The following is a 16,633-nucleotide window of genomic DNA, read 5'->3' on the forward strand; positions in this document are numbered from 1 at the left end:
GTGCATCACCGGCCGGACCGACTGCTGGACGGCCTGCTCCAGCATCCCGGCCATGTAGGAGAGGTTCCCGAGGGCGCTGTACGCGTGGCTGGGGACCTCCCAGTCGCGGGCGACGGCGCGGGAGGTGTGGTTGAAGGCGCGGACGGCGTCGCCAGCGTCGGACAGGTGACGGGCGGGGTTGTTGTCGCTCACGGTGTTCTCCTCGGTGGTGAGGTCGGGGACGCGGGCGTGCGGCCCGGGCGGCTCGGCGCCGGCGCCGAGGTGCTCGTGGACCAGCCGCAGCAGCGCGGCTCCGCCGTCGCCCTTGACCTTGGCCTCGAAGGAGTTCCCGCGGACGATCGCGAACTGCGACTGCCCGAAGGCGGCGGGCGAGCCGAGCGCCGAGGCCAGCGCGGTCTTGTCCACTCCGGCGCCGTCGAGCAGGGCGCGTCTGCCGCAGCCGGGGTTGGCGGCGAGGGCCGCCAGCGCGCGGGCGTCGAGCGGGCGGGGCGGGACGGCGGGGCCGCGCAGGCCGGCGAGCCGCTGCCGCAGGGTCGCCGGGCGCGGGGCCGCCGGCCGGGCGACCGCCGGCTGCGGGGGCTGCCGCGGGCTGCTCTGCGGAGGGACGCTGGGCGGGTAGGAGCTCACGGGCGGAAGTGTCCCATCCGCCACTGACAATCGTGGACTTACGGCGGAAACCGGTAACTGGGACGCAGGGGGCGCCGGAGGCCCGTGGGGTGCGGGGGGTGGGAGGTCCGCTGTTCGAGTGATGGATGATGGTCGGGCGACGGAAGCACCGTAAAACGCGCGAACTCTCAGATACCGGGAGAAATCACATGGCCCCCCGCATCCTGCTGGCCCGCCACGGCCAGACGGCGTGGTCCCAGCTCGGCAAGCACACGGGACGCACGGACGTGCCCCTGCTGGAGGAGGGCAGGCGCGGGGCGAAGCTGCTCGGCGAGCGGCTGGCCCGGGACCCGTGGGCGGGCCTGCGCGGCCTGGAGGTCCGCACCAGCCCGCTCGTGCGCGCGAGCGAGAGCTGCGACCTCGCGGGCTTCGGGGTCCGGGCCCAGCCGTGGGACGCGCTGATGGAGTGGGATTACGGCGACTACGAGGGCATGACCCCGGCCGAGATCCAGGCGGTCCGCCCCGGCTGGCTGATCTGGCGCGACGGGGTGCCGGGCGGCGAGTCGGTGGCCGACGTCGCCGCCCGCGCCGACGAGGTGGTCGCCTGGGCGCGCGCCGCGGAGCGCGACGTCCTGGTCTTCGCGCACGGCCACATCCTGCGCACCCTCGCCGCTCGCTGGCTCGGCTTCGAAGCCTCCTTCGGCGCCCGCATCCGCCTGGAGCCCACCTCGCTGTCCGTCCTCGGGTGGGCGTACGGGGCCCCCGCGCTGGAGCGCTGGAACGACACCGGACACCTGGACGGCTGACGCGCTTCCCCGGCGGCCGCCGTCCTCAGACCGCCGCGTGCCGGGTCAGGAAGGTGCCGACGCGCGGTGAGCGCTGGTGCGGAACCAGGGCCCGGGCGGTCCCGGAGAGCATCGACCGGATCCGCGTCGACTGCACCTCGGCGAGCAGGTCCAGCACCCGCCCGCCCGCCCAGGCGGCCTCGTCCGGGGCGCCCGCGAGGGCCAGGTCGCCGGCGAGTTCGGCGGTGTAGAGGGCCACGTTCCGGGCGAAGTGCGGGTCCTGGAGGTCCGCGGCCCGGCGGGCGTGCCGGGCCGCGCGGGCGTACTCCCCGAGCGCCGCCCAGCAGCGGGCCTCCAGGGACTCCAGTTCGGCCTCGCCGAAGAACGACATCCACTCGGGGTCCGAATCCCCCTCGCCCCGGGAGAACTCCGTGTGGGCGCGGGCCAGCGCCTCCTCGCACGCCTTGCGGTCGGCCAGCCCCGCCCAGCCCCCCGCCTCGCGCAGCGCGAGCAGCGACAGCAGCCGCGGGGAGCCGAGGGAGCGGGCCGCGCGCCGGCCCGCCTGGGCCGCCCGTACGGACTCGCGGGAGCGGCCGCAGTCCCGCGCCAGGAACGCCATGTTGCTGAAGGCGTGCGCCTCCAGACCCGCGTCCCCCGCGACCCGGGCCGTGGCCAGGGCCTCCGCGTAGTGCGAGCGGGCGTCGTCGAAGCGGCCGGAGTCGTGGGCCAGCCAGCCGACCGAGACGGCCAGCTCCCCGGCGCCCGCGTGCAGCCGGTCCTCGGTGGACTGGCGGGCGGCCCCCGCGTCGAGCAGCGCGTACGCGGTGCGCAGGGGTTCGGCGGCCCGGCGGTAGAGGGCGTCCGCCCCGTGCCGGTCGTCCAGCAGCCGGATCTGGCGCACGGCGTCCTCCACGGCGGCGGCCTCGGACTCGCCCGCGCGGGCGGGGGCGGCGCGGCGGGTGTCACCGAGCAGGGTGAGGCTGAGCGTTGCGGCCGCCACGGTCGCGGAGCCTCCCGCCATGAACGCGCGACGCAGCACGTCGCTCTCCTTGGGATGGGGGCCGGGGCGGTGGCGGGCGGGGACGGAGAGGGGGTCGCGGTGCGCCGCGCGCCCCCGGACGGCCTCGCGCGGCGGGAAGCCCAGGTCGGCGAGGGTGCGGCCGGGGAACATGTGGAGGAAGACCCGCTCGTAGGCGTAATTGGGACAGCGGATCTCCCCGGACTCGACCCTGCCGATGTAGCGGGCGTCGCAGGAAACCGTTTCTCCGATCTCCTTCGCCGACCGGCGCACCAGGGCCGCGAACTCGGCCGGGGAGCGCTGTCCGCGCAGCCGCCGGAACGTGGAGTTGGGTGAGTGGGGGGACGCCGCCATGGACGTGGGCCTCTCTGGCGAGGGACGCAGCGCCGGGGATGCCTCCTGGGGAGGGGGTGGCCCGGCGGGCACGAACGTACCGTCAGTGACGGGGTGTTCACACGGTGTTTGGCTACAAAACGGATATCTCACCCGTGATCCGCCATGAACTGCCATCCTTTGCGGCGTCTTGGTGCCGCACCCGTTGACGTTCCCGTGCGTTGAACCCGTGCGGAGTGGGAGGCGACTACTCCCCGCTCCCGGCTCGTACGCGGATCGAGGAGGGGTTCCCTTGGTGGAGGCCGGCATGGAGAGCACTGGAACGCACACCGCGCCCGGGCCCGGCGCCGGTCCGGGCGGTGAGCCGGACCTGGTCACCGTGCCCACCCGGCAGGGGCTGGAGGCGGTGGACATCATCCGCCGGGCCGCCTGCCGGGCCGACGGCGTCGGGCCGGTCCTGCACGACGGGTCGGGCGACACCCTCGGCTTCCTCGTCCCGCCCGGCACCGCCGACGCCTGGGACCTGCCGGGCAGCGCGTGTACGCAGACCAACGGCCGCGGGATGCGCTTCGGCGAGGCCGCCGCACCCACCGCGGGCGGTACCGGCTGGCTGCTCCCGCCGGAGGCCGTCGGGCCGGTCACCGATCCGGCGGTGCTGCGCGCGGCGCTCGGCGAGGCGGCCCGGCTGATCGAGGCCGCGGACAACTGCCGCTGACCGGGCACGGCCGCCGCCCCGTCACAATGGCGGGGTGGCAGGCAAGGAAAAGGGCAAGGGCAGGCAGCGCGGACGCGGCGGCGCCGAGGCGGTCGTCGGACAGGTCGACGGCGGCCTGGCCCGGCTGGAACCCGACCGCGAGCGCGCGGACGGATGGACCCTGCTGATCGACGGGGCCCCGCAGTCGCACGTGGACCTCCGCGACCCCGGGTACCTGGACTTCTCCTACCAGCGGCGGATCGGCCACCTGATCGACCTCTGCGCTCCGGCCCGGCAGCCGCTGAACGTGCTGCACCTGGGCGGCGGCGCCTTCACCCTCGCCCGCTACACGGCCGCCTCCCGCCCGCGGTCCGGCCAGCAGGTCGTGGAGATCGACGCGGCCCTGACGGCCTTCGTACGGGAGCACCTGCCGCTGGACCCGCAGGCGCGGGTCCGCGTCCGGTCGGCGGACGCGCGGGCGGGGCTGGCCAAGGTCCCGGACGGCTGGGCGGACCTGGTGATCGCGGATGTGTTCAGCGGCGCGCGCACCCCGGCCCACCTGACGAGCGCCGAGTTCCTGGACGACGTGCGCCGCGCGCTGGCGCCCGGCGGCTGGTACGCGGCGAACCTCGCGGACGGACCGCCGCTGGCGTTCCTGCGGGGCCAGATCGCGACGGCTGCGTCCCGCTTCGGGCAGCTGGCGCTGGCCGCCGACCCGGTGGTGTGGCGCGGGAAGCGCTTCGGCAACGCCGTGCTCGTGGCCGCCGACCGGGAGCTGCCCGTCGCGGAGTTCACCCGGCGGGTGGCGAGCGATCCGCACCCGGGGCGGGTCGAGCACGGGCGGGCCCTCGCGGACTTCGCCGGCGGAGCCCTTCCCGTACACGACGCCTCGGCGGTAGCCTCCCCGGAGCCGCCGCCTTCGGTGTTCCGGTAGGGCGATCGTCCGGTCACCGGCCGTGCGCTCGCCCGTTGCGTTCCGGACCGGATGCGGATGTGCGTGCCGAGGGTTTCTGTTTGCCAAGTGTTGGCTCTGGCCCGATCGTGCGTAGCCTTGGAGAACCTCGGAGGGGTGCCCCTCTACGACGCGTCAGGAGACGGCAGACGATGTCCGAATTGCCTGCTGAGCCCGGTTCATCTGCACCCGCGCCCAGCACCGCCACCCCCGACTACACACAGCGGCTCGCCCGCCTGGAACAGTCGGGGATCAAGCGCCTGCTGCCCACGCAGGCGCCGTACCGGTGGAACCTGCGCAGGCTTCGGCTGGGACGGGTCCTCGACATCGGGTGCGGCCTCGGGCGCAACCTCCTCAACCTGGGCCCCGACAGCGTCGGCGTCGACCACAACCCGCATTCGGTGCGGACCTGCCGCGAGCGCGGTCTGAACGCCTACACCCCCGACGAGCTGGCCACCGCCCCCGACTGCGGTCCGGGCTCGTTCGACAGCCTGCTCGTCGCGCACGTGCTGGAGCACGTCGACGAGGACACAGCCGCGAAGCTGCTGGAGCAGTACCTCCCGCTCGTGGCGCCCGGCGGCAAGGTCGTCATGATCACCCCGCAGGAGGTCGGCTTCCGGTCCGACGCCACCCACATCCGCTGGGTCGGCTTCGAGGAACTGCGCCGCCACGCGGACCGGGCCGGCATCTCCGTCCTGCGCACCTTTTCCTTCCCCTTCGGCCGGCCGATGGGCAAGGTCTTCCCGTACAACGAGTTCGTGCTGGTGGGCAACGTCCCGGCCGCCGGGACGGCGTCCTGACGGACCCCTTCTAGGGGTCGACGATCTCGACCCGCGGGGGATGGTCGTGCCAGGTGCAGAACACCGACACCTCGCGGCCGTCCCGGGTGAAGGTGACCCGCATCCACAGGTCCTGCTTCCACACCTGCATCCGCCAGCCGGCCGCCGGGGTCGCGGAGACCAGTTCGGCCGAGGAGGGCCCGAGGCCGAAGACGACCCGGCCGCCGGAGACGGTGTACGACTTCACCGTGCCGGCGTCCCCGTCCGGCTGCCGCGGCTGCCGTCCGCCCGGCGGCTTCGGGGACGGCCTGGCCGGGGAGGACGTGGTGGCGCCCGGCGTGGCCGAGGCGGACGCGCTGGGGGACGGCGACGGGGCGGGGGTGGGCGACGCCTCCGGGGACGGCGGGTCCGGCTGGTCCCGGTGCGTGGACGAGGACAGCGGCCGTGTGGTCAGCGGCACCGCGAGCGGCGGATCGTAGGCCGTGCCCGACATGACGGTGTGCACGCCCCACCACGACAGGGTCACCGCGGCCCCGGTCGCCAGTGTCCACGCCATGGCATGTACAAGTCCTCGTAGCATCGAGCACATACTGCACCACCCGCCCCAAGAGGCGCCCGGCACCTCCCCGGGTCCCCCGAATGGACTACGGTGCGGCCCATGGCAAGTGTGCTCGTGGTCGAGGACGACCAGTTCGTACGTTCCGCCCTCATCCGGCACCTGACCGAGGCATCGCACACCGTGCGCAGCGTCGGAACCGCCCTGGAGGCCCTGCGCGAGGTCGCCCACCACCGCTTCGACGTGGTCATCCTCGACCTCGGGCTGCCCGATCTGGACGGGTCCGAGGCCCTGAAGATGCTGCGCGGCATCACCGACGTCCCCGTGATCATCGCGACCGCGCGCGACGACGAGGCGGAGATCGTCCGCCTGCTCAACGACGGCGCCGACGACTACCTCACCAAGCCCTTCTCCGTGGAACACCTCTCCGCCCGGATGGCCGCCGTACTGCGCCGCTCGCAGGCGGCCGCCGCCGAACCGCCCTCGCGGGTGCTGCGCGTCGGCGGCCTGGCCATCGACCCGCTGCGCCGCCAGGCCGAGCTGGACGGCGCCGTACTGGACCTGACCCGGCGGGAGTTCGACCTGCTGGCCTTCCTCGCCGGGCGGCCCGGGGTGGTCGTGGCCCGGCGCGAGCTGCTCGCCGAGGTCTGGCAGCAGTCGTACGGCGACGACCAGACCATCGACGTGCACCTGTCCTGGCTGCGCCGCAAGCTCGGCGAGACCGCCGCCCGCCCGCGCTACCTGCACACGCTGCGGGGTGTGGGAGTCAAGCTGGAGCCGCCCCGGTGAGGTGGGCGCTGGTCAAGGTGTGCCTCGCGGTCACCGCCATGGTGGTCGTGGCCTTCGCCGTACCGCTGGGGCTGGTGGTCCAGGAGATGGCCAGCGACCGGGCGTTCTCCAACGCCGAACGGCAGGCCGCCACCATCGGGCCGACCCTCTCCATCACCACCGACCCGGCACAGCTGCGCAAGGCCGTGGAGACCACGCAGATGGGCGCCGCCGGGCGGATGGCCGTCCACCTGCCCGCGATCGGCGACAGCCCGCCCGCGGACATCGGCGACGGCTGGGCGGGCGAGCGGGTCGTCGCCGAGACCCGGCGGATGGGCCGGGCCACGACGGCGACGGTGCCGGGCGGGGGTTCGGCGCTGCTCCAGCCCACCGCGCTCGGTTCCGGGGACATCGCGGTGGTGGAGATCCTCGTGCCGGAGAGCGAGGTCAGCAACGGGGTCACCACCGCCTGGGTGGTGCTCGCGGGCGTCGGACTGGCCCTGATCGTGGGCTCGGTGGGCGTCGCCGACCGGCTCGGGGCCCGGTTGGTCCGGCCCGCCGAGCGGCTCGCGGACGCCGCGCACCAGCTCGGCGAGGGACGGCTCGGGGCGCGGGTTCCGGAGGACGGCCCGAAGGAACTCCGCTCGGCGGCCGTCGCGTTCAACGCCATGGCGGACCAGGTGGTGCAACTCCTCGCCAACGAACGGGAGCTGGCCGCCGACCTCTCGCACCGGCTGCGGACACCGCTGACGGTGCTGCGGCTCAACACGGCCTCGCTCGGCGACGGCCCGGCCGCCGAGCAGACCCGGGCCGCCGTGGAGCAGCTGGAGCGGGAGGTCGACACCATCATCCGTACGGCCCGCGAGCAGCGCCCCGCCACCGGCCCGGCCGGGCCGGGCGCCGGCGCCGGCTGCGACGCCTCGGAGGTGATTCGCGACCGGATGGCTTTCTGGTCGGCGCTGGCGGAGGACGAGGGCCGCGAGGTGCGGCTGGCGGGCGTGGACCGTACGGTACGGATCCCCGTCGCGCGGCCCGAACTGGCCGCCGCCCTCGACGCCATGCTCGGCAACGTCTTCCGGCACACCCCTGAGGGCACCCCGTTCGCGGTGGACGTCCACGACACCCCGGACGCGGTCATCGTGCTCGTCTCGGACGCGGGACCCGGCATCGCCGACCCGGACGCCGCCCTGCGCCGCGGCAACGACGGGGGCCGCGACGGCTCGACGGGGCTCGGCCTGGACATCGTGCGCCGGGTCGCGGAGTCGACCGGGGGCGACGTACGGCTGGGGCGCTCGGTGCTCGGCGGGACCGAGATCCGGGTGTGGATCGCGCTGGACGGGCGGACCCGGGGCGGCCCGGGCGGTCCGCGGGTCCGGCGCGGCCGGCGCAAGCGGCGCGGCGCCTGACCGGCTCGTTCCCTCAGCCGGTGCCGGTGGTTCCAGGGGTGCCAGTGGCGCCGGCTGAGTCCAGGCGTACGGCCTGGGCCCGGCCGACTTCCGCCGCGCGGTGCAGGTAGTCGGCGATGACGGTGAGTTCGGCGTCGGAGTAACCCTCCAGTACGGCGCCGAAGGCGCGGCCGGGGGCGTCCCAGGCCGCGCCGATGCGTTCGCGGGCCTCGGGCGCGAGGGTGACGAGGGAGCGCCGGCGGTCGTTCGGGTCGGCGTGCCGCTCGACGATGCCCGCCTTGACCAGGCGGTCGACGAGCCGGGTGGCCGAGCCCGAGGTCAGGCCGGTGAGGCGGGCGATGTCGCCGGTGCTGACCGGGCCCGGCTCCCTGTCGAGGAGGGTGACGCACTGCAGGTCGGTGGGGTGCAGGCCGACGTGGTCGGCCATCGCCTGGCTGAGCAGCGCGTAGTCGGCGTGGTGCCGCCGGCTCTCGGTGACGATGCGCGCGAGCAGCTCGGCGCGGCTCCATGCCTCACCCGAAGGGGGGAAATGCGTTGACATCGACTTCTCCATGCTCCAAATTTATCTGTGTGACGCAGGGAATGTGTCACACAGAATCTGTGTCACCTGTCCAGTCTAGGGAATTGAGTCAGGGAAAGGGAGACGGTCATGTCGATCCTCGTCACCGGCGGCTGCGGCGGCGCCGTGAGTGCGGCCGGAGAACCGGTCCACCGCTCCGGGGGCCGGGCCCCGGACCGGCCGGCCCCGGGCCGCCCCGGGCCCGAAGTCCGGCGCCCGTGGTTACAAGGCTCCCGTCCGGGCCAGCCGGGCGTACCAGCGGGCGCTGGAGCGCGGGGTGCGGACCTGGGTGTCGTAGTCGACGTGGACGATGCCGAAGCGTTTGCTGTAGCCGTAGGACCACTCGAAGTTGTCCAGCAGCGACCAGAGGAAGTAGCCCTCGACCGGGGCGCCGTCCTCCAAGGCGCGGTGGACGGCGGCGAGATGGGCCTCCAAGTAGCCGATGCGCGCCGGGTCGTGCAGTTCCGGGGCGTAGGCCGCGCCGTTCTCGGTGACCATGAGCGGCAGCCCCGGCGCCTCGCTGGCGAAGCGCAGCAGCAGGTCGTACAGGCCGGTCGGGTCGATCGACCAGTCCATGTCGGTCCGTTCGCCCGGAGGCTGGTGGAAGGCGATGTCGTCCGCGGCCGGCCAGGGGGAGTGGGCCGTGGCTCCGTGGCCGTCGGCGCGCGGGCCGACGCGGTCCGGGGCCGACGAGACCACCGCCGGGGTGTAGTAGTTCACGCCGAGGAAGCCCAACGGCCGATGGATCAGCGCCTCGTCGCCGGGGCGCACGAAGGACCAGTCCGTCACGGAGGCCGTGTCCTCCATCAGGTCCTGCGGGTACGCGCCGTGCAGCAGGGGCCCGGTGAAGATCCGGTTCGCGAGGGCGTCGATCCGTCGCCGCGCGTCCAGGTCGGCGGCGGAGCCGGTCAGCGGCCGCACCGCGCTCGGATTCAGCGCGATGCCGACCCGGGCCGTGGAGGGCAGCACGGCCGCGGCCAGCCCGTGCGCCAGGTTGAGGTGGTGCGCGGCGCGCAGCGCGTCGGCCGGGGAGGTGCGGCCGGGGGCGTGGACCCCGGAGGCGTAGCCGAGGAAGGCGCTGCACCACGGCTCGTTGAGGGTGGTCCACAGCTCCACCCGGTCGCCCAGCGCCTGCGCGACCTGTGCGGCGTACGCGGCGAAGGCGTAGGCCGTCTCCCGCTCCGGCCAGCCGCCGGCGGCTTCGAGCTCCTGCGGCAGATCCCAGTGGTACAGGGTCAGGCACGGCCGGATCCCGTGCGCGAGCAGCTCGTCGACCAGCGCGTCGTAGAAGCCGATCCCCCCGGAGAGCACCCGCGGCCAGGACACCGAGAACCGGTACGCCCCCAGCCCGAGCCCGGCCATCAGCCGGACGTCCTCCCGCCACAGCCGCAGGTGGTCCACCGCCACCTCGCCGGTGTGGCCGCCGTACACCTTGCCCGGCGTACGGCAGAACGTGTCCCAGATGGACGGCCCGCGCAGTCCCGCGCCGCCCTCGATCTGGAAGGCCGCCGTGGCCGCGCCCCAGAGGAACCCCTCCGGGAACCGCGCTCCGGCTTCCGCGTCCGTCATCCCTTCACCGCCCCTTGCATGATGCCGCCGACGATCTGGCGGCCGAAGACCAGGAACACCAGCAGCAGCGGGAGCGTGCCCAGCAGCGCGCCCGCCATGATCACCGACTGGTCCGGGATGTATCCCCGGCCCAGCCCCGTCAGGGCCACCTGCACCGTCGGGCTGCCGCTCTGGGTCAGCGCGACGATCGGCCAGAAGAAGTCGTTCCACGCCATGACGAACGTCAGCATCCCCAGGACCGCCATCGCGGGACGGGCCGCCGGGAACACCACGTGCCACACGACCCGCAGCGAACTGGCCCCGTCCGTCCGGGCCGCCTCGATCAGCTCGGTGGGCAGCGCCTGCAAGAGGTACTGGCGCATGAAGAACACCCCGAAGGCGGACACCAGCGTCGGCAGGATCACCGCCTGGAGCCGGTCCGTCCACGACAGCTGCGCGATCAGCATGTACAGCGGGACCACGCTCAGCTGCGGCGGGATCAGCATCGTCCCGACCACCAGCGTCATCAGCACCCCGCGGCCGCGGAAGCGCAGTTTGGCGAAGGCGAAGCCGGCCAGCGTGGAGAACGCCACGGTGCCGGCGGCGACCGTGCCCGCCACGACCACCGTGTTCAGCAGGGCCGTGCCCATGTGGGCGTCGGTCCACGCGACCTGGAGGTTGCGCCACAGGTTCCCGCCGAACCAGAACGGCGGCGGGGTCTGGGCCAGGCGCGTATTGCTCCGCGAGGCCGCGATGGCCGTCCACACCAGCGGAAAGAGCGACCCGGCGGTGAACAGGACGAGCACCACGTACGTGAGCCGGCCCGCGCGCAGTGCCCTCATCGGGAATCCCCCCGTCCGCGCAGCAGCCGTGCCGCGCCCGCGATCAGCAGCAGGATCAGGAACATCGCCCACGCGATGGCCGAGGCCCGCCCGAGGTGCAGATTCACCCAGCCCTGCTCGTACAGGTACAGCCCGAGCGTCTGGAACTGGTGGTCCGAGCCCCCCGTGGCGCCCGCCCCGCCGTTGAACAGCAGCGGCTCCCCGAACAGCTGGGTCGCCCCGATCGTCGACACCACGCAGGTGAAGAGGATCGTCGGCCGCAGCGAGGGCACGGTCACGTGGAGGAACTGCTGACGGCGCGAGGCCCCGTCCAGCGCGGCCGACTCGTACAGCTCGCCCGGGATCGCCTGCATGGCCGCCAGGTAGATCAGCGCGTTGTAGCCGGTCCACCGCCAGATCACGATGGTGGAGACCGCCAACTGGGAGGCGAAGGTGCCGTTCTGCCAGTCCACCGACTCGAATCCGACCACCGACAAGGCCCAGTTGACCATCCCGTAGTCCCGCCCGAAGAGCAGCACGAAGACGAGGGTGGCGGCCGCCACCGAGGTCGCGTACGGGGTGAGCACGGCGACCCGGAAGAAGGCCGACCCCCGCAGCCGGTAGTTCAGCAGGTGGGCCAGACCGAGCGCGATCGCCAGTTGCGGCACCGTGGACAGCAGCCCGATCGTGACCGTGTTGCGCAGGGCGTTCCAGAAGAACTCGTCGCCCCACAGCCGGGTGAAGTTCCGCAGCCCCACCCACGTCATGGCGTCCGGGTCGGTCAGCTCCACCTGGTGCAGCGCCGCCCAGCCCGTGTACAGCAGCGGGAACAGCCCGAAGGCGGCGGAGAAGAGGAAGAAGGGCGCCACGAAGGCGTAGGGGCTCCAGCGCAGGTCCCACCGGTAGCGGCGCGAGCGCCACACCTGTCCCCGGCGGCCCCCCTCCGCCGCCGGCGACTTCGCACCGGCGGCGGAGGGGGAAGGGGAGGGAGACAGGACAGCCGTATCGTCCGTCACCGCGGCCTCACTGCTCCAGGGCGTTGTCGATCGCCTTCACCGCGGCCTCCCAGCCCTCCTGCGGGCTGCGGCCCTTCTGGTCGACCTGGAGCATCCCGATGTCCGCCAGATTCTGCGCGATCACCAGGTCCTTCGGGCCGATCACCGTCACCGGCACCCCCTCCGCCGCCCGCGCGAAGATCTCGCCGATCGGGGCGCCCCCGAAGTACGCGTGCTGCGCGCCCGACACCGCCGGAAGCGTGTAGGCGGCGCTCGCGCTCGGGAAGCTGCCCCGCTTCTCGAACAGCTTCGCCTGCTGCGCGGGAGCCGTCAGCCAGGCCACCAGCTTCGCCGCCTCCTCAGCGTGCTTGCCCGCCTTCGGCACCACGAGGAAGGAACCGCCCCAGTTGCTCGGCTTCGGCGCCGGCGCCACGTCCCACTTGTCCTTCCCGGCGGGACCGGCCTTGTCCTGGATGTAGCCGAGCATCCAGGCCGGGCAGGAGACGGTCGCGAAGTTGCCGTTGGAGAAGCCCTGGTCCCAGGACGGGGTGAACTGCTGGAGCTTGGCGCTGAGCCCCTCGGTCGCGAACGAGGCCGCGAGGTCGAACGCGCCGCGCACCGCGGGGTTGGTCTTGTAGACGACCTTGCCCTGCTCGTCGTAGAACCGCTGCGCGCTGCTCCCGGTCACCGCCGCCATCACGCCCGACGCCGAGTCGACGAACGCCTTGCCCTCGCCGGCCTTCGCCTTGTAGGTCTTGCCCGCCTCCAGGTACTTGTTCCAGTCGCCCGCCCACAGCGCCCCCACCGCGGCCCGGTCGGTGGGCAGCCCGGCCGCCGCGAAGAGGTCCTTGCGGTAGCAGATGCCCTGAGGGCCGATGTCGGTGCCCAGGGCGACGGTCGCCCCGCCCTTCGACGTGCCCTGGGCCCACTTCCACGGCAGGTAGGCGGACTTGTCCACGCCCGCCGCCTTGCCCAGGTCCACCAGTTTGTCCGCCTGGGTGGCGGTGATCTCCGCGATGTTGTTGACCTCGACGGCCTGGATGTCGGCGAGCCCGCTCCCGGTGCCCAGGTGGGTGAGGAGCTGCGGGTAGTAGTTCTCGTTCCGCTCGATCGAGGTCTGCTCGATGCGGATGCCGGGGTTCTGCGCCGTGTACTCGTCGTAGAGACCGGCCTCCTGGAGGCCGAAGGCCCCGAAGACCCCCACGGTCAGCGTCGTCTTCGCCTTGCCGTCGGCCGGGGCTCCCGGCTCGGGCTTCTCGGCCGGGTCCTGCGCACACCCCGCGAGCAGCAGGGCCGCCGCCCCCATCGCGGTGCCTGCCGTGAGAAGGGTTCTTCGGGCTCGGGTGTGGGCTCGCATGTGCATCCTCCCTGAAGGACGAAACGTGCCGGGTGTCGTGTGACACAGTGTGGGAGCGCTCCCACAGTCGTCAAGGGGTAGATTCACAACCGGGAGGAAGCCATGAACGGGCACGGGCGCAGTGGGGGACGGCCGACCCTCGAGGAGGTCGCGGCGCGCGCCGGAGTCGGGCGCGGCACGGTCTCCCGGGTGATCAACGGGTCCTCCAAGGTCAGCGAGCACACCAGGGCCGCCGTCGAGGCGGCCGTGGCCGAGCTGGCGTACGTCCCCAACCGCGCGGCCCGGGCCCTCGCGGCCAACCGCACCGACGCCATCGCCCTCGTGATTCCCGAGCCCGAGGCCCGTTTCTTCGCCGAGCCGTACTTCTCCGACGTGGTCCGCGGAGTCGGCGCCGCCCTCGCCGAGACCGACGTGCAGCTCGTGCTCACCCTGGCCGGCAGCGACCGCGAGCGACGCCGCCTGGCCCAGTACCTTTCCGGCCACCGCGTCGACGGGGTGCTGCTCGTCTCCGTCCACGCGGGCGACCCGCTGCCCGAGCTGCTGGCCGAGCTGGGCATCCCCACCGTGATCAGCGGCCGCCGCTCGGCCGGGGAGACGCTGCCCAGCGTGGATTCCGACAACCTCGCGGGCGCCGCCGAGGCCGTACGCCACCTCCTCGGGCGGGGCCGCCGCGCGATCGCCACGATCACCGGCCCGCTGGACGTGTACGGCGCCCAGTGCCGCCTGGACGGCTACCGGCAGGCCCTGGCCGCGGCCGGGCACCCGGCCGACGAGGAACTGGTCTGCGTCGGTGACTTCACCGAGGACGGCGGCCGCCGGGCCATGCGCGAGCTCCTGGACCGGCGGCCCGCCCTCGACGCCGTCTTCGCCGCCTCGGACGTCATGGCGGCGGGAGCCCGGCGTGAGCTGCGCGCCGCCGGCCGCCGGATCCCGCAGGACGTGGCGCTGGTCGGCTTCGACGACTCGGTGGTGGCCCGCCACATGGACCCGCCGCTGACCAGCGTGCGGCAGCCGATCGAGGAGATGGGCCGGACCATGACGCGGCTGCTGCTGGACCGGATCGCGGGCAAGCCCCAGAGCCCGGACGGGGCGGGCGGGCCCGGCGTGGCGGCCGTCGTCCTGCCGAACAGCCTGGTGGTCCGGGAGTCCTCCTGACCCCGTACCGGGCACGCAGAAGGCCCCGGTCCGCTTTCGCGGGCCGGGGCCTTCTCGCAGGGTGAGTGACGGGACTTGAACCCGCGGCCACCTGGACCACAACCAGGTGCTCTACCAACTGAGCTACACCCACCATGTCCGGTCGGAGAACCGACCGGCCGAAGAAAAGCGTACAGGGTCCGGGAGGGTGCTCGCTCCACCCTTTCCCGCGCCCGTCTCCGGTGGGCCCCGCTACAGGCCCGGCACGACGTGCTTGGCGGCGATGGACTTCGCGGTGTCCGAGTCCGGACCGGGCTGCGCCACGAAGACCGCCTCGCGGTAGTAGCGCAGCTCGGCGATGGAGTCCTTGATGTCCGCGAGCGCCCGGTGGTTGCCGTTCTTCGGCGGACTGTTGAAGTAGGCCCTCGGGTACCAGCGGCGCGCCAGCTCCTTGACCGAGGACACATCCACGATCCGGTAGTGCATGTACCCCTCCAGCGCGGCCATGTCGCGCAGCAGGAAGCCGCGGTCGGTGCCGACCGAGTTCCCGCACAGGGGCGCCTTGCGCGCCTCCTTCACGTGTTCCCGTACGTAGGCCAGGACCTGTGCCTCCGCGTCCGCGAGGGTGGTCCCGCCGGCCAGCTCGTCGAGCAGTCCGGAGGAGGTGTGCATCTCGCGCACCACGTCGGGCATGGTCTCCAGTGCGGCGTCCGGCGGGCGGATCACGATGTCCACGCCGTCGCCGAGCACGTTCAGCTCCGAGTCGGTGACCAGTGCGGCCACCTCGATAAGTGCGTCGTCCGTCAACGAGAGCCCGGTCATCTCGCAGTCGATCCACACCATGCGATCGTTCATGTGTCCCACCTTATGCGGTCCCTCCGGGGCGGGACCGCACATGCGGAAGGTCCCCCGTCGGTGGTGACCGACGGAGGACCTTCGCTTACGTACCCGTTGTGGGGGTTACGCGTGTTCCCGCAGGACCCGGCCCGGGGCGTACATCTCCGTCACCGTGGGGCCCGCGGCGGCCAGGGCCGCCGCCGCCCGCTGGGGCTGCGGAGTGCGCTGGTGCGGCACGGGCCCCCCCGAGAGGTCGGAGACCTGGGACACCTCCGCCTGCGGGCGGCGTGCCCGGTAGGCGGAGCGGTAGGCGGCCGGGGAGGACCCCAGCTGCCGCCGGAAGTGACCGCGCAGGGCGACCGGCGAGCGGAACCCGCAGCGCCCGGCGACCTCGTCGACCGAGTAGTCGGAGGTCTCCAGCAGCCGCTGCGCCTGGAGCACCCGCTGGGTGATCAGCCACTGCAGCGGCGCGCTGCCCGTGAGCGAGCGGAAGCGCCGGTCGAACGTGCGCCGGCTCATGTAGGCGCGGGCCGCCAGGGTTTCCACGTCGAACTGCTCGTGGAGGTGTTCCAGCGCCCAGGCCACGACCTCGGCCAGTGGGTCGGCGCCGATCTCTTCCGGCAGCGACCGGTCGAGGTAGCGCTCCTGGCCGCCCGTCCGGCGCGGCGGCACGACGAGCCTGCGGGCCAGGGCCCCGGCCGCCTCGCTGCCGTGGTCCGTACGGACGATGTGCAGGCAGAGGTCGATCCCGGCCGCCGTGCCCGCGGACGTGAGCACGTCGCCGTCGTCGACGAACAGTTCGCGCGGATCGACGTGGACGGACGGGTAGCGCTTGGCCAGCGTCGGCGCGTACATCCAGTGCGTCGTCGCGGGCCGACCGTCCAGCAGACCGGCGGCGGCGAGCACGAAGGCCCCCGTGCACAGTCCGACGATCCGGGCCCCCTCCTCGTGCGCCAGACGCAGCGCGTCGAGCGCTTCCGGCGGCGGTGGTGAGGTGATGGAACGCCAGGCGGGCACGACGACCGTGCCTGCCCGGGCGATCGCCTCCAACCCGTATGGCGCGGTCAGTTCGAGTCCGCCGGTGGTCCTGAGCGGACCGTCCTCACCGGCGCACACGAGCAATCGATAGCGTGGAACTCCCGCGTCCTGCCGGTCGATGCCGAACACGGAAAGTGGAATGGAGCTCTCGAAGATCGGTCCGCCGCTGAAGAGCAGCACCGCGACGATCTCCCTGCGGCGACGCCCCGCGAGCTTCCGGCCGGCGTCTGCGACGACGGCGGTGGAATCCTGGCTCATGGCGCTAAGCCCCCCTTGGGTGTCGCGACTCCTTGGTCTGGTCGCACCTGCACGTTTCCCCTCGGCCTTGCACGTGGATCCCCCGCCGTAAATACATGATCGAATCTACTGCGTCCCGTGGTGTCGGCGTGACAAGTTCAGCACGCAGCGCTATGTCGACTTGGCAACTTGGCGAAAAGCATTCGATCA

At 73.3% G+C, this 16,633-nt stretch carries 16 protein-coding genes, 1 tRNA gene and 1 pseudogene; 7 read left to right on the plus strand and 11 right to left on the minus strand.

Translation table 11 applies throughout. From position 1 onward, the window contains the following. Positions 1–627, minus strand: a pseudogene (locus tag ABT106_RS17415) (hypothetical protein); the annotation flags it as partial. Positions 628–815: 188 nt separating this feature from the next. Here ABT106_RS17415 and ABT106_RS17420 point away from each other — a divergent pair. Further along, complete coding sequence (locus tag ABT106_RS17420; protein WP_351277888.1) at positions 816–1,412, plus strand: histidine phosphatase family protein; 597 nt, start codon at positions 816–818, stop codon at positions 1,410–1,412. 25 nt (positions 1,413–1,437) lie between these two features. On the opposite strand, the gene ABT106_RS17425 is transcribed toward ABT106_RS17420, so the two are convergent. Then, on the minus strand, positions 1,438–2,763 hold the full coding sequence (locus ABT106_RS17425; protein ID WP_351277890.1) for an NsdA family TPR-like regulatory protein: 1,326 nt from the start codon (positions 2,761–2,763) through the stop codon (positions 1,438–1,440). A 286-nt stretch (positions 2,764–3,049) separates the two neighbouring features. Between ABT106_RS17425 and ABT106_RS17430 the strand changes: the two genes are divergently transcribed. The 3 genes from ABT106_RS17430 to ABT106_RS17440 all read left to right on the plus strand — a co-directional run bounded on the left by ABT106_RS17430 (position 3,050) and on the right by ABT106_RS17440 (position 5,188). Beyond that, positions 3,050–3,457, plus strand: coding sequence for a hypothetical protein (locus ABT106_RS17430; RefSeq protein WP_351277893.1), 408 nt, complete (start codon positions 3,050–3,052; stop codon positions 3,455–3,457). Between the two features lie 34 nt (positions 3,458–3,491). Next, positions 3,492–4,370 (plus strand): spermidine synthase, encoded by an 879-nt coding sequence (locus ABT106_RS17435; protein WP_351277895.1) that lies wholly within the window; start codon positions 3,492–3,494, stop codon positions 4,368–4,370. Positions 4,371–4,540: 170 nt separating this feature from the next. Next, the gene (locus ABT106_RS17440; RefSeq protein WP_351277898.1) at positions 4,541–5,188 is read left to right on the plus strand and encodes a class I SAM-dependent methyltransferase; all 648 of its coding nucleotides are present in this window, start codon (positions 4,541–4,543) and stop codon (positions 5,186–5,188) included. A 10-nt stretch (positions 5,189–5,198) separates the two neighbouring features. On the opposite strand, the gene ABT106_RS17445 is transcribed toward ABT106_RS17440, so the two are convergent. Beyond that, positions 5,199–5,756, minus strand: a complete 558-nt coding sequence (locus ABT106_RS17445; protein ID WP_351277900.1) for a hypothetical protein — start codon at positions 5,754–5,756, stop codon at positions 5,199–5,201. A 69-nt stretch (positions 5,757–5,825) separates the two neighbouring features. On the opposite strand from ABT106_RS17445, the gene ABT106_RS17450 reads away from it, so the two are divergent. After that, entirely contained in the window at positions 5,826–6,512 is a 687-nt protein-coding gene (locus ABT106_RS17450) for a response regulator transcription factor (RefSeq protein ID WP_150519499.1), read from the plus strand. After that, complete coding sequence (locus tag ABT106_RS17455; protein ID WP_351277902.1) at positions 6,509–7,897, plus strand: HAMP domain-containing sensor histidine kinase; 1,389 nt, start codon at positions 6,509–6,511, stop codon at positions 7,895–7,897. The genes ABT106_RS17450 and ABT106_RS17455 overlap by 4 nt, the downstream gene beginning before the upstream one ends. Before the next feature lie 13 nt (positions 7,898–7,910). On the opposite strand, the gene ABT106_RS17460 is transcribed toward ABT106_RS17455, so the two are convergent. From ABT106_RS17460 to ABT106_RS17480, 5 genes are all read right to left on the minus strand, one after another. Further along, entirely contained in the window at positions 7,911–8,438 is a 528-nt protein-coding gene (locus ABT106_RS17460) for a MarR family winged helix-turn-helix transcriptional regulator (protein ID WP_351277905.1), read from the minus strand. Between the two features lie 240 nt (positions 8,439–8,678). Then, entirely contained in the window at positions 8,679–10,025 is a 1,347-nt protein-coding gene (locus tag ABT106_RS17465; protein WP_351277907.1) for a GH1 family beta-glucosidase, read from the minus strand. Continuing rightward, positions 10,022–10,846 (minus strand): carbohydrate ABC transporter permease, encoded by an 825-nt coding sequence (locus ABT106_RS17470; protein WP_351277910.1) that lies wholly within the window; start codon positions 10,844–10,846, stop codon positions 10,022–10,024. The genes ABT106_RS17465 and ABT106_RS17470 overlap by 4 nt, the downstream gene beginning before the upstream one ends. Next, positions 10,843–11,841 carry a carbohydrate ABC transporter permease gene (locus ABT106_RS17475; RefSeq protein WP_502979405.1) on the minus strand — a complete coding sequence of 333 codons (999 nt, stop codon included), beginning with the start codon at positions 11,839–11,841 and terminating at the stop codon, positions 10,843–10,845. The genes ABT106_RS17470 and ABT106_RS17475 overlap by 4 nt, the downstream gene beginning before the upstream one ends. 7 nt (positions 11,842–11,848) lie before the next feature. After that, complete coding sequence (locus ABT106_RS17480; protein ID WP_502979406.1) at positions 11,849–13,183, minus strand: ABC transporter substrate-binding protein; 1,335 nt, start codon at positions 13,181–13,183, stop codon at positions 11,849–11,851. Between the two features lie 96 nt (positions 13,184–13,279). On the opposite strand from ABT106_RS17480, the gene ABT106_RS17485 reads away from it, so the two are divergent. Then, entirely contained in the window at positions 13,280–14,332 is a 1,053-nt protein-coding gene (locus ABT106_RS17485) for a LacI family DNA-binding transcriptional regulator (RefSeq protein ID WP_351277914.1), read from the plus strand. Positions 14,333–14,392: 60 nt separating this feature from the next. Here ABT106_RS17485 and ABT106_RS17490 read toward each other — a convergent pair. The 3 genes from ABT106_RS17490 to ABT106_RS17500 all read right to left on the minus strand — a co-directional run bounded on the left by ABT106_RS17490 (position 14,393) and on the right by ABT106_RS17500 (position 16,444). Continuing rightward, positions 14,393–14,465: transfer RNA gene (locus ABT106_RS17490), tRNA-His, on the minus strand. 98 nt (positions 14,466–14,563) lie between these two features. Beyond that, a complete protein-coding gene (gene orn, locus ABT106_RS17495) occupies positions 14,564–15,166 on the minus strand; it encodes an oligoribonuclease (protein WP_351277916.1) in 603 nt (200 codons plus the stop codon). A gap of 105 nt (positions 15,167–15,271) precedes the next feature. Beyond that, complete coding sequence (locus ABT106_RS17500) at positions 15,272–16,444, minus strand: helix-turn-helix domain-containing protein (RefSeq protein WP_351277918.1); 1,173 nt, start codon at positions 16,442–16,444, stop codon at positions 15,272–15,274. Between the last annotated feature and the right edge of the window lie 189 nt (positions 16,445–16,633).

Origin of the sequence: Streptomyces sp. NPDC002044, assembly GCF_040296725.1 — a bacterium.
GTDB classification, from domain to species: domain Bacteria; phylum Actinomycetota; class Actinomycetes; order Streptomycetales; family Streptomycetaceae; genus Streptomyces; species Streptomyces antarcticus.